9 protein-coding genes are annotated in these 12,363 nt (G+C 66.9%); 6 read left to right on the top strand and 3 right to left on the bottom strand.

All coding sequences use genetic code 11. The annotated features are described in order from the left end of the window. Positions 1–252: 252 nt before the first annotated feature. The gene (locus JF66_RS05485; protein ID WP_035876173.1) at positions 253–1,578 is read left to right on the top strand and encodes an ABC transporter substrate-binding protein; all 1,326 of its coding nucleotides are present in this window, start codon (positions 253–255) and stop codon (positions 1,576–1,578) included. Positions 1,579–1,588: 10 nt separating this feature from the next. Continuing rightward, positions 1,589–3,847, top strand: coding sequence for an alpha-galactosidase (locus tag JF66_RS05480; RefSeq protein ID WP_035876171.1), 2,259 nt, complete (start codon positions 1,589–1,591; stop codon positions 3,845–3,847). Positions 3,848–3,956: 109 nt separating this feature from the next. Here JF66_RS05480 and JF66_RS05475 read toward each other — a convergent pair whose 3' ends face one another. Both JF66_RS05475 and JF66_RS05470 read right to left on the bottom strand, forming a co-directional pair. Continuing rightward, positions 3,957–5,534: a hypothetical protein gene (locus tag JF66_RS05475; RefSeq protein ID WP_051973159.1), complete on the bottom strand. Its 1,578-nt coding sequence runs from the start codon at positions 5,532–5,534 to the stop codon at positions 3,957–3,959. Positions 5,535–5,650: 116 nt separating this feature from the next. After that, positions 5,651–7,447, bottom strand: coding sequence for a chloride channel protein (locus JF66_RS05470; protein ID WP_081882171.1), 1,797 nt, complete (start codon positions 7,445–7,447; stop codon positions 5,651–5,653). Positions 7,448–7,530: 83 nt separating this feature from the next. Here JF66_RS05470 and JF66_RS05465 point away from each other — a divergent pair, with 83 nt between their 5' ends. The 4 genes from JF66_RS05465 (at position 7,531) to JF66_RS05450 (ending at position 12,139) form a co-directional block, all read left to right on the top strand. Continuing rightward, positions 7,531–8,007: a MarR family transcriptional regulator gene (locus tag JF66_RS05465; RefSeq protein ID WP_035876166.1), complete on the top strand. Its 477-nt coding sequence runs from the start codon at positions 7,531–7,533 to the stop codon at positions 8,005–8,007. 120 nt (positions 8,008–8,127) lie between these two features. Further along, a complete protein-coding gene (locus JF66_RS05460; protein WP_035876164.1) occupies positions 8,128–9,483 on the top strand; it encodes a M20 family metallopeptidase in 1,356 nt (451 codons plus the stop codon). Between the two features lie 59 nt (positions 9,484–9,542). Further along, entirely contained in the window at positions 9,543–11,120 is a 1,578-nt protein-coding gene (locus tag JF66_RS05455) for an AbgT family transporter (protein ID WP_035876161.1), read from the top strand. 56 nt (positions 11,121–11,176) lie between these two features. Continuing rightward, the gene (locus JF66_RS05450) at positions 11,177–12,139 is read left to right on the top strand and encodes a RimK family alpha-L-glutamate ligase (protein ID WP_035876159.1); all 963 of its coding nucleotides are present in this window, start codon (positions 11,177–11,179) and stop codon (positions 12,137–12,139) included. On the opposite strand, the gene JF66_RS24170 is transcribed toward JF66_RS05450, so the two are convergent. Further along, the coding region (locus tag JF66_RS24170) for a hypothetical protein (protein WP_231556302.1) at positions 12,129–12,363 on the bottom strand (235 nt) is incomplete at its 5' end. The two genes, JF66_RS05450 and JF66_RS24170, sit on opposite strands and share 11 nt — an antisense overlap.

Here is a 12,363-nt window from a genome sequence, read left to right as displayed (position 1 = left end):
GGTCACGCTCGGTCTCTATGCCTGGAACTCGCAGGTGAACCAGATTCCGGTGCTACGGGATTACGTGCTGATCGGCGCGCTCTTGTCGATCATCCCGCTGATCATCATCTTCCTGCTGCTCCAGCGTTTCTGGCGAAACGGCCTCAGCGCCGGTTCGGTCAAATAGCCGCCTCGGCGGCCCCTCAGACTGCACCACCCCGGTCGGTTCCGGCCGGTTCCTTTCCCTTCCATCCCAAGAGAAAAGTAGAAGAAATGCCAATCACGAAGAGAGCAGCCGCTGTCGCCTTGCTCACCGCCGCAACGGTCGTTCTGACCGGTTGCTCGGCGGCGTCCACGGGCTCATCCGCCGCGGCCGATTGCACCCCCTCCGAAGGTAAGGTCGACCTCACCTTCACCACCTGGATTCCCGGGATGGACGAGGCGGTTGCGGTGTGGAACACGGAGAACCCCGACATTCAGGTGACGGTGCAGACCGGCCCGAACGGCAACGGCGGCACGTACCAGAACTTCTTCAACCAGCTCAAGGCCGGAAACGCGCCCGACCTCGGACAGATCGAGTACGACGCTCTGCCCAACTTCCGCGTTCAGGACGGCCTGACCGATCTCGCCGGCTGTGCCGGCGTTCTCGAAGCGAAGAACGACTTCGTCGACTGGACCTGGGGACAGGTCAACTTCGGCGAAGAGGGCTCCGTCTACGCGATCCCGCAGGACGCGGGCCCGATGGCCATGTTCTATCGCTCCGACCTCTTTGCGGCGAACAATATTGCGATCCCGACCACGTGGGCCGAGTTCGCGGATGCGGCCGTCAAGGTGCGCGCCACCGGAGGCTACATCACCAACTTCTCGCAGAGCGACATCAACCAGTTCGCGGGCTTCGTCTGGCAGGCCGGCGGAAGCTGGTTCCAGAACGACGGTGAGAACTGGACCGTAGACCTCACGAGCCCCGAGTCCGTGAAGGTCGCCGCGTACTGGCAGGACCTGATCGACCGCGACCTGGTTTCGACCAACCCGCCGTGGACCGACGAGTGGAACAACGCCTACAACACCGGTTCCGACTGGACCTGGAACTCCGCCGCCTGGGGTGCAAACTCCATTTCCAGCGGTGCCCCCGACACCGCCGGCAAGTGGTCCGTTGCCCTGTCTCCGCAGTGGGAAGCCGGTGACAGCGCCGCCGGCAACTGGGGCGGCTCGTCCACCGCGGTCTTCACCGGATCGAAGCACCCGTATGAGGCCGCCCAGTTCGCGCTGTGGCTGAACACCTCCGACGAAGCGCTCACCATGCTGAACAAGACGGCCAACCTGTACCCGGCTGCCAAGTCCGGACTCGAACTTCCCGCGCTCAAGGAAGGCGTCGAGTTCTACGGCAACCAGGCGATCTACGACGTGTTCTCCCAGGCATCCGCCGAGGTCTCGCCCGACTTTGTGTGGGGCCCGACCATGACGCAGGTCTACAACGACACCTCTGACGGCTTCAAGGGTGCCGTCACCGGCAACGGGACTCTCACGGATGCTCTCACGAGCGCTCAGGAGACCACGATCGGTGCCCTCGAGGCCCAGTCGATCCCGGTCAACAAGTAGGCACATAGCCTTGTCCATTCCCTACCTCCGTGCCGCGGGCACCAGCCTTGTGCTGGATGCCCGCGGCACGGGCGTGCCCGTCATCGTGCACTGGGGCGCCGATCTGGGCGACCTCGACGCCGACCTGCTGCGCTCGCTGGCCGATGCCGCCGTTCCCGCCATCCCGCCCAGTTCGATCGATGTGCCCCTGCGGCTCACCCTGCTGCCCACCCTCGCCGAGGGCTGGAGCGGGCGCCCCGGGATCAGTGCGTTCCGGCCCGGACCGGGCCGGTCAGGCACCGCGAACCTCGCCCTCCGCCTGATTGGTGTGACGTCGGTTGATGCCGCACAACCCGGCACCCAGGCGTTGACGATCTCGCTGGCGGATGCCGCGGCTGAGCTGGCCGTGCGCACCGAGATCGAATTCACCGTCGAAGGTGTGCTGCGCCTGCGCCACACCCTGACGAATACTGCTGACCCGAATACTGCTGACCCGAATACTGCTGACCCGAATACTGCTGACCCGAATACTGCTACACCGAACACTGCGGCCCCGGCCCCGGCCTCCGCGGCCCTGGCCTCAGCGGCCCTGGAGCTCGGCTCGCTCGACATTATTCTTCCCGTGCCCGATCGGGCGGGGGAACTCCTCGATTTCACCGGACTCTGGACCCACGAACGTCGGCCCCAGCGCAGCGTTCTGCGGCACGGCGTCTGGAGTCGCGAGTCCCGGCACGGGCGCCCCGGCCACGATGACCCGTACCTGATGGTGGCCGGCACACCCGGATTCGGTTTCCGCAGCGGCGAGGTGTGGGCGACCCACCTGGCCTGGAGCGGCGACAAACGCGTGTGGGCCGAGAGCAGTGCTCTCGGCTATTCCGTGCTGGGCAGTGGGGAACTGCTCGCGCCGGGAGAGGTACAGGTGCCGTCCGGAGCGAGCCACACGACGCCGTGGACCGTGGCCGTGTACTCGGCCGACGGACTCGATGGCCTGTCGGCCCGGTTGCATCCGTGGATTCGCTCCTGGTCCACCATCGCGTCGGCCCGCAAGGTCGTGCTCAACACCTGGGAGGCCGTGTACTTCGACCACGACTTGCCCACCCTGAAGCGGCTCGCCGAGACGGCGGCCCGGGTCGGCGTGGAGCGGTTCGTGCTCGACGACGGTTGGTTCACCGGCCGAACCGACGACCGCCGGGCGCTGGGGGACTGGTTCGTCGACCCGGTCGCCTGGCCCGGCGGGCTGCATCCTCTGGTCGACCATGTTCAGAAGCTCGGCATGGACTTCGGGCTGTGGGTGGAGCCGGAGATGATCAGCCTCGACTCCGACGTGGCCCGGGAACACCCGGACTGGCTGCTCGGCGCGGCCGGGGCACAGACCTGGCGTTTCCAGCGGGCCCTCGACCTGGGCAACCCCGCGGCCTTCGACTGGGTTGCCGCGAGGCTCACGGCGCTGCTCACCGAGTATCCGATCGCGTACCTCAAATGGGATCACAACCGGGATTTGCTCGTCGGGTCCGCCCATCGGCAGACCACGGCGCTTTATCGTCTGCTCGACGTGCTGCGAGCGGCGCACCCCGGGCTGGAGATCGAATCCTGTGCGTCGGGGGGAGCCCGCATCGACCTGGGTATCCTCGAGCGCGTCGACCGGGTGTGGACGAGCGACACCAACGACCCGCTCGAGCGGCAGCAGATCCAGCGCTACACGAGCGTTCTCGTTCCGCCCGAATACCTCGGCGGGCACCTCGGCGCCGCCACCGCGCACACCACCGGGCGCACCTCGGAGCTCAGCTTCCGGCTGGCCACGGCCCTGTTCGGCAGCGCGGGCATCGAGTGGGACCTCACCCGCGCCAGCGACGAAGAACTCGGCCAGATCGCCGGCTGGATCGGTTCGTACAAGCACTTCCGTGGGCTGTTGCACACCGGAACCGTGGTGCGGGCCGACCCGAGCGACCCGGCGCTGGAACTGCACGGCGTGGTGGCGCCCGACCAGAGTTCGGCCCTGTTCGCCCAGGTGGCACTGGCCGCGCCGAGTGCCGCCCTGCCGGAGCGGATGCGGTTCCCCGGGCTCGCGCCCGAGCGTCGTTACCGGGTGGCACCCCTCACCCTCGGTGCCGCCCCGCGGGCGATCCAGGACGCGCCGCCGGCCTGGTTGGCCGGAGTGGCCGGTGCCGCCGGCGAGGTCGTGTTCCCCGGGGTGGTCCTGAGCGGAGCGGTGCTGGCAGGGGTCGGCCTCCCCGCGCCGCTGCTGGCTCCCGAGCAGGCCGCGCTCTACACCGTCGACGCGGTGAAGTAGCGCCGACGTCCTCGCTCGATGGCTGAGTCTGCGGGCCTGACGAACAGCGAGGCCCCGGCTGCTCATCGCAGCCGGGGCCTCGTGCGGGCCACGCGGGTTGGACTGCTGTCTAGTCCCTGTCCTTCGTGCCGTCGTGCCGATCGTGGCCGTGCGAGTCCGCGGCCGCTGAGGTGTGCAGCTCCCACGTCACGTTGTCGCCGTGCTGTTGGGTCCAGAATGTGCGCCAGTCGCCGGTCATCAGCTGAGGGAGCTGGGTTCCGAGGATTCCGGCGATTGTCGGATCGCCGTTGGAGACGTGGATGCCCGTGATCTCGTTGTCGCCGTCGTTGTAGCCGGGACTGGTGTTGTGGTCATACGTCGCCGATGCGTCGCGACCCTCGGCCAGCCAGCGCACGGCCTCCGGACCCTTCTTGTTCTTCGCGGAGAGGTCAAGCGTGTAGCCGGAGTCGAGGGCGTCGCGCTGGGCGTGCAGCGCGTCGCCGCCGTCTTCGACGACCAGCAGTTTGTCCTTGGTCGCGAACTGGATGTTGTCCAGACCCGTGTGCTCAACGTCACCGAGGAACACGGGTGACAGCGTGCCCGTCTGCGCCGTCGGTGAGGCCTGGCTCAGACGGAACACCCCGCCGAATGCGCCCGGGAGGGTGCTGTCCGTGCTGGTATCGCCGGTCTCGGTGAAGTAGAAATCTCCGAAGTTGGTGCCCGGGCGAAAGACGCCGTTCTCGGGCCGTTTGAACGGCGTTGCCTCGGCGGATGCCGCCGCGGCAGTCGCGCCGTTGTCGGCGCCGGGGGTCACCGTGACCCACGTCGTGCTGAAGGACGTGCCGTAGGTGTGCAGGTCGGTGATGAACTGGTCGGACGGGTTGTCGCCGAGCTGCTTCGCCGTGACCGCGGAGCCATCGGCACGCTTCACCTGAAGGGCCTGCAGTGTGCCGGTGGAGAGGTCGCCCGCCTTCGTGGGCGTGAACCGGTAGACGTAGCTGTTGGGGACCTTGCCGCCGGATGCCTTGGCGCCGCCGATATCCTCAACCAACCAGACGTTGCCGGCCGAGTCGTTCTGGATACCCTCGTAGCCACCCGAGCCGAGCGCGGGGAGGGGCACGATGGCGCCGTCGACCGGGTCGCCCTTGTCATCGAGCGTGACGCCGAAGACGCCCCCCTTCGGGGCCCCGGCCTCGGCAGCGAGAAGCAGCTGATGCGTGAATGGATCCCAGGTGATGCCGTCGAAGTTCGGTACCGCGGCGCCATCCGAGCGGGTGTCCGCAATCAGGGTGATGCGCTTGGTGAGGTCCGGTTCGTCAAGGTTGACGCGGGTGACGTACCCCTGCGGTCCGCCTTCGTGGCCCTGAAACAGGTAGTGCGTGCCGCCGAAGGTGAGATAGACGTTTTTGTCGGGCTCGGTCTTGAAGGCCTCGTGTGGGTCCTGGGTGAGCGGGCCACCGTTGGACGTGTTGAAGCCGTAGTGCGAGATGCCGGCGTTCGGGTTGGCCAGCGGCAGCTGGCCCCAGGCCACGGGGCTTTGCTCGAGGCCGGCGGCGAGAACATTGTTCTGGATGCCGAAGGCGGAGTTTGATGCCACGCCGACCTTGTTCGCCTCTGGGCTCGCGGTTGCGGGAAGCGTGGCGGCGAGAACGGCCAGGCCGAGGCCCAAACCGACCGCCGTGGTCAGGCCGATTTTCGTGTGCTTCATCGTGTCCTCCGTATCGGGGCCGGTGAACGGCCCGAGGACCAGACAAGCCGCCTGACGTGTCCGTCAGGTTACGCGGACCTTAACGCAACTTGCTCGGGGGTAGAACGGCCACTCGGTCATGCGGGCTGATTCAGTGGCTTTCCGGTCAATGTGCGGAGAACCGCGTCCGGGGTCAGCCAGCCCTGCAACATTCCGGCCGAATCAATGACGGGGATGCCACCGCTCTCATTCGCGGCCAGCACGGAATCGAGCACGGTATCGAGCGTGGTGTCAGGGTGGGCGTTCTGCGGCACGTCGATGAGGGTGCTGAGGGTGAGGCTCGATGCGTCGTCGTCGTTGCTGAGGGCGTCGGAGATAGCAGCCACGGTGACGATGCCGATGAATTCGCCCGCGGCGTGCGCCACCGGCAGAGCGCGTTGTCCCGAGGAGAGCAGCATCCGTGCCCCCTCGGCGGCGGTGAGCCGGGAACTGACCGCGGCGGGAGCCTCCGTCATCACCTCACGCACCAGAGTGGAATGCAGCAGAATACCGCCCGGCCCGCCGTCCACGTTTACCCCGCGACGGCGCAGCTTGAGGGTGTAGATCGTGTCCGTGCTGAGTACCCGCGAGACGCTCGTGGCGATCACGACGGCCAGCAGCAGTGGCAGGATGATCGAGTATTCCCCGGTCAGCTCGAACAAAATGATGGCAGCGGTGATCGGTGCCCTCGTGGCACCGGCGAAAACCGCGCCCATGCCGACCAGCGCAAAGGTCCCGGTTTGCCCGGCGAAAACGGGGAACATCGCACCGGCGAGCTGGCCGAATGCCGCCCCCAGCATCGCCCCGATGAACAGCGAGGGTGCAAACACGCCGCCGGACCCGCCGATCCCGATGGTGAGGCTCGTGGCAACGACCTTGCCCACGAGCAGCAGTACGAGAAAGCCGAGTGCATAGCCGCCCTGCACACCCTTTTCGAGCACGGGGTAGCCCACACCGTACATCTGAGGCAGGGCGAACAGCAGCAGGCCGAGGAGGAGTCCGCCGACGCCGGGGCGCAACCATTCCGGTCCGCGCCAGGCCCAGTTGCAGAGGTCCTCCACGGCGTAGAGCACCTTGGTGAATCCCACGCCGGTCAGCCCGGCCAGGAGGCCGAGCACGGCGAAGAGCAGGAATTGCGACGGGTCGGCGATGGTGAACGTGGGCAGGGTGAGAAATGGTTCATCGCCCAGCAGCGACCGACCGACGATCGACGCGGTCACCGACGAGAGCACGACGACGCCGAAGGAGCGAGCCGTGAAGTCCCGCAGCAGCAGTTCGAGCGCGAAGAATACGCCGGCGATCGGTGCGTTGAACGTTGCCGCGATGGCGCCGGCGGCTCCGCAGGCAACGAGTGTGCGCAAGTGGGATTCCGGCATTCGAACAGCGCGTCCGAGGGTCGAGCCCAGCGCCGAACCAATCTGCACGATCGGACCTTCACGGCCGACAGAGCCACCGGATCCGATCGTGATGGCGGAGGCGAGCGACTTGACGATTGCCACCTTGCCCGGGATTCGACCCCCACGCTTCGAGATGGCATACATGACTTCCGGTACACCGTGGCCACGGGCCTCCGGCGCAAATTTGTGCACCAGGGGGCCGTAGATCAACCCGCCGACCATGGGTGCGAAGATGACGAAGGCGCCGCCCAGCCACGGCAGCCAGGGATGCGCGGGATGTCCTTCGGTGGCGGAGTAATCGATCGTTCCGGTGAAGATCAGGGTTGCCATGGTCACGAGCCAGCGAAATGCGACGGCGGCAAGACCAACGCCTGCGCCGACCACGACCGCCATGACGAGCAATCGTCCCGATCCATGGGTGACTCGATCGAACGACGCATTGACTGGCTCGAGCCAGGACGATAACCGTCCCCGCAGGCGCAGAGTGGACTGTGCCATCAGGGCTCCAAAATGTGTAGAATCACAACTGTTGCGTTTGTGCAATAATCACGTTAGCACTGCTCGGGAAGGGGCACTGACGAATGGATAGAGCGCCCACGGCCGAAGCGCGTGCCGCCGACGCCACCTTGGCCGCCTCGCGCGCCCTGCTCGGTGTTGTGGCGCGCTCTGTTGTGGCGGCCCTGGACGTGGTCACGTTGCCTCAGTTTCGGGTGTTGGTCGTGCTCAGCACGGCGGGGCCCACGCGGATGGGCGTCGTGGCCGAACGGATGGGGGTCATCCCGTCGACGTTCAGCCGGTTCATCGATCGCATGGTTGCCGGGGGCTGGGTGGCGCGTACCTCGAGCCCGGACAGCCGGCGTGAGGTGCTTCTTGACCTCACACCGAGCGGCCGACAACTCGTCGACGAGGTGACCGAGCGGCGCAGGACGGGGATCGCCGAGATTCTCTCGGCCATGTCGGTCCCGCAGCAGCGGGCCGTGGAGCAGGCATTCGAGGCATTCGCTGCGGCGGCCGGGGAGACTCCGGCGACGGTGGATCTGCTCACCCTCGGGATCTGACGCTGAAGAGTCGGACCAGGGCCCAGCGGATGCGTCCGTCGAACGCCGGTCGTGTTACGGGCGCGTAAAGAAGGGACGCATTCATGGTGCCAGGGAAAATTGCCTGACTAGTGTGTATATATGAGCTATTCGACTGTTCCTGGTCCGAGCGTGCCGAGTACCACGTACCTGCAGAAGCTTGAGGCCGAGACGGCGCGAAAGATGCAGGCCTCCCGGTCGGTGCCGTCTCCCTTCGCCGGGGCGCCGGAGCCGCTCACCGTCATCGTCGAGGCGCAGGTGGACGCGCTCGCCGCGGACCTGTTCGACATCGTGCACACCCTGCACGCCGACCCTGAAACCGCCTTCGCCGAGCACCGCAGCGCGGCGTTCCTCGTGGAGGTGCTCGGTCGCCACGGCATCGACGCGCAGCTCGGTGTGCACGGGCTGGACACTGCCATTCGCGCCGAAATCGGCTCGACCAACGGTTCGACCAACGGCCCGACGATCGCGATTCTCAGCGAGTACGACGCCCTGCCCGACGTGGGGCACGGCTGCGGCCACAACGTCATCGCGGCAACCGGCATCGGCGCCTTCCTCGCGCTCGCCAACACGCTCGCTGACAACCCCGATGCCTTCCCTGGCCGAGTGGTGTTTCTCGGCACTCCGGCGGAGGAAGGCTCTTCCGGTAAGGAAGTGATGGCGCGGCACGGCGCCTTCGACGGCCTCGACGCGGCCATCATGGTGCACCCTTACGGCTATGACCTCGCCGACCAGGTGTGGCTCGGTCGGCGCGTGCTCACGGTGACGTTCACGGGCGTCGCGGCGCACGCGTCCGCCCAGCCCTTCATGGGACGCAACGCCCTCGACGCCGCCACACTCGCCTATCAGGCCGTGGGTCTGCTGCGCCAGCAGCTGCCGCCGGTGGACCGCGTGCATGCCGTGATCAGCGAGGGCGGTACCCGGCCGAGCATCATTCCCGAGAAGGCCGTGATCAAGCTCTACGCCCGTTCGAAGTTCGCTGAAACGCTCAAGGATCTCAGCGCCCGGCTCACGGGAATCGCCGAGGGCGCGGCGATGATGACCGGCACCGGTGTCGAGATCGATTGGGACGAACACGCGCCCTCGCTCCCCGTGCGCACGAACGACGCCCTCACTGGGCGCTGGGTCGCGGCCCAGCACCGCCGCGGTCGCAGCCCGCTGCCGCTCGGTGTGGTCTCCGAGACCATCGCCGCGTCGACGGACTTCGGAAATGTGAGTCATCGCATTCCCGGGATCCATCCCCTCATCAAGATCGCGGCCCCCGACGTGGCGCTGCACACCCGGGAATTCGCCGCGGCTGCCGCAACGGATGCCGCCGAGTCGGGTGCCCTCGACGGCGCGTGCGGGCTCGCACTCACCGCGCTTGATTTTCTCTGCGACGCGGAACTGAGGCGCAGTGTGGCGGCGGAGTTCGCCGCGCAGGGCGGCCCGGTCGACGTGCCGCGCTACTTCGACTGACCCAGGGGCCGCTCACCGACCCGCCCTACCGCACGTTTGACTGACACAAAGTAGGTCTCATGTCTTCTGCACCAACCCTGACTCGCCGCACCGTCGTCATCGACCGCGTGCTCGGTGGCATCGAGCGCGTGGGCAACAAGCTGCCCGATCCGTTCATGCTGTTCCTCATCCTCTTCGGGCTCACAGCCGTGGTCTCCACCGCGATGGCCTGGGCCGGCGTCACCGTGCAGCTGCCCGGCAGCGACGAGATCACCGAGATCAAGGGCTTCTTCACGGCCGAGGGACTGACCTGGTTCACCCAGAACATCGGAGCCAACTACCTCGGCTTCCCGCCCCTCGCCACGGTGCTGCCCATCCTGCTGGCCGTGGGGGTGGCGGAGAAGTCCGGGCTGCTGGCCGCTCTGATTCGTAAGGCCTTCGGATCCGCGCCGCGCTGGTCGCTGCCCTACGCCGTGGCATTCGTGGGCGTGCTCGGCTCCATCATGTCCGATGCGGCGTTCGTCGTGATCCCGCCACTGGCCGCCCTCGTCTTCAAGGCGGCCGGCCGGCATCCGGTGGCCGGGCTCCTCGGCGGGTTCGCGGCCGTGGGCGCGGGCTACTCAACGTCGATGCTCGTCACGAGCCTCGATGCGCTCTTCGCGGGCATCACGACCTCGGTGACGGTGAATCTGCCCAACGCCGGGTCGGCCGTGACGCCGGTGTCGAACTACTTCTTCAACGTGGTGTCCTCCGTGGTTCTCATCGCGATCGCCGGGTTCATCATCGACAAGATCCTCGAACCCCGGCTCGGACGGCAGGGGATCGGGCGTGATGAGGTCGTCGACGATGACGCCGCCGCGCTGGCTCCGACCGCGCTGGATGCGCAACTGACGACGACCGAGAACCGCGGCCTCTTCTGGTCTTTCCTTGCCGGGCTGGGGGTCGCGGCCGTCATCCTGATCGGCGTTGTCGTTCCGGAATCTCCGTGGCGCAACGAAGACGGCGGTTTCCTGCCCCGGTCGCCGCTCCTGAGCTCGATCGTCTTCATCGTCTTCGCCCTGTTTGTGATTCCCGGACTCGTCTACGGCAAGATCACGGGCACGATCACCACGGGCAGCGACGTTCCCCGGGTGATGGGACAGGCGGTGAAAGACATGAGCGGGTTCCTGGTGCTGGCGTTCATCCTCGGCCAGTTCATTGCGCTGTTCAACTTCTCCGGGATCGGCAGCTGGATCGCTGTCGCGGGAGCCGGTGGCCTCGAAACAATCGGCCTCACCGGCTTTCCGGCCATCCTCGCCTTCGTGCTGCTCGCCTCCCTGCTTAATCTCTTCATTGTGTCCGGCTCGGCGATGTGGACGCTGATGGCCGCGGTGTTCGTGCCGCTCTTCGTGCTGCTCGGCTACGAACCCGCCTTCATTCAGGGGGCCTTCCGGGTGGGCGACTCGGCCACGCAGGTGCTCACGCCCTTGAACCCTTACATGATCGTGCTGCTCACCATGCTGCGCAAATACGAACCGCAGGCCGGCCTCGGCACCGTGATCGCGCGCATGCTGCCCTTTGCGGTGACCTTCTGGGTCGGCTGGGTTGCGGTACTGAGCGTCTTCTACTTCCTCGACCTGCCGATGGGGCCGGGCAACGGAATCATGATCCCGCAGTAGGAATACTGCGCACCGCCACCTCCTTGGAACCAGTGCAACCCCGAAAGGACCGCTCCATGAGCTCCAGCCCGCCGAAAATCTACGCCCTGCACGAGAACCCGGAATGGTTTCCACCGTTCACACGCGCCTTCGAAGCGGAGGGCATGCAGGTTGAGGAATGGCTCCTCACCGACGGGGTGCTCGACCTGGATGCGGTACCGCCGGAGGGAATTTTCTGGTCGCGCATCAGCGCATCCGCTCACACCCGCGACCACGGAATGTCGAAGGACTACGCGCGTGCGGTGCTGGCCTGGCTCGAGGCCCACGGCCGGCGCACCGTGAACGGGCGCCGTGTGCTGGAACTGGAGATGAGCAAGGTCGAGCAGCTGATGGCGCTCAAGGCCGCCGGCATCGACACCCCGCGCACGGTGGCCGCGGTGGGCCGTGAGCAGATCCTCGCCGCGGCGCAGGACTTCCCTACCCCGTTCATGACCAAGCACAATCAGGGTGGCAAAGGCCTCGGCGTGCGCAAGTTCACGAGCCACGAGGAGCTCGCCGAGTACGTCGATTCGGCTGAGTTCGAGGAGCCTCAGGACGGCATCACGCTCATCCAGGAGTACATCCAGGCGCGGGAACCATTCATCACCCGGGTCGAGATCGTGGGCGGTGAGTTCATGTACGCCGTGAAGGCCGACACCGCGCGCGGCGGATTCCAACTCTGCCCGGCGGATGCCTGCGCCATCGACCCGATCACCCGCGAGCCGATCATGCCTCCCGGCGCCACCATCGCGCCCGTGGCCGGACAGCAGCTGTTCAGCCTGCGCGAGGATTTCGATCACTCGATCGTCGAGAAGTATCTTGAGTTCGCGCGCCGCAACGGGCTCGAAGTCTGCGGCATCGAATTCATCGAGGCCGAGGACGGCCGGGTGCTCACCTACGACGTGAACACGAACACGAACTACAACGCGGTCGTCGAGGCCGAGGCTCCGCGTTCGGCTCCGCTCGCCCTTGCCCGATACCTCAAGGGCCTCACCGCCTAAGTAGGGACCCGCCGAGCCGGGTTTGAGGGTTGGCGTGCGTGGTCTCGATCGCTCCTTCGTCGCGCCTCGACCAGCGGATGGGGAAAGAGTTCGCTGGTCGAGACCCGGCGAGTCGGGCCGGAGACCGGGCCACGAGTTCGCTGGTCGAGGCCCGGCGAGTCGGGCCGGAGACCGGGCCACGAGTTCGCTGGTCGAGACCCGGCGAGTCGGGCCGGAGACCGGGC

Source organism: Cryobacterium sp. MLB-32, from assembly GCF_000738085.1.
Lineage (GTDB): Bacteria > Actinomycetota > Actinomycetes > Actinomycetales > Microbacteriaceae > Cryobacterium.
Note: the sequence above shows the minus strand (reverse complement) of the source record. Positions and strands in the feature narration are given on the sequence as shown.

Bases quoted from the DNA above. Each gene is read 5' to 3' on its own strand.
- JF66_RS05485 (WP_035876173.1), top strand. From the start codon at position 253: ATGCCAATCACGAAGAGAGCAGCCGCTGTCGCCTTGCTCACCGCCGCA.
- JF66_RS05475 (WP_051973159.1), bottom strand. From the start codon at position 5,534: ATGAAGCACACGAAAATCGGCCTGACCACGGCGGTCGGTTTGGGCCTC.
- JF66_RS05470 (WP_081882171.1), bottom strand. From the start codon at position 7,447: ATGGCACAGTCCACTCTGCGCCTGCGGGGACGGTTATCGTCCTGGCTC.
- JF66_RS05465 (WP_035876166.1), top strand. From the start codon at position 7,531: ATGGATAGAGCGCCCACGGCCGAAGCGCGTGCCGCCGACGCCACCTTG.
- JF66_RS05460 (WP_035876164.1), top strand. From the start codon at position 8,128: ATGAGCTATTCGACTGTTCCTGGTCCGAGCGTGCCGAGTACCACGTAC.
- JF66_RS05455 (WP_035876161.1), top strand. From the start codon at position 9,543: ATGTCTTCTGCACCAACCCTGACTCGCCGCACCGTCGTCATCGACCGC.
- JF66_RS05450 (WP_035876159.1), top strand. From the start codon at position 11,177: ATGAGCTCCAGCCCGCCGAAAATCTACGCCCTGCACGAGAACCCGGAA.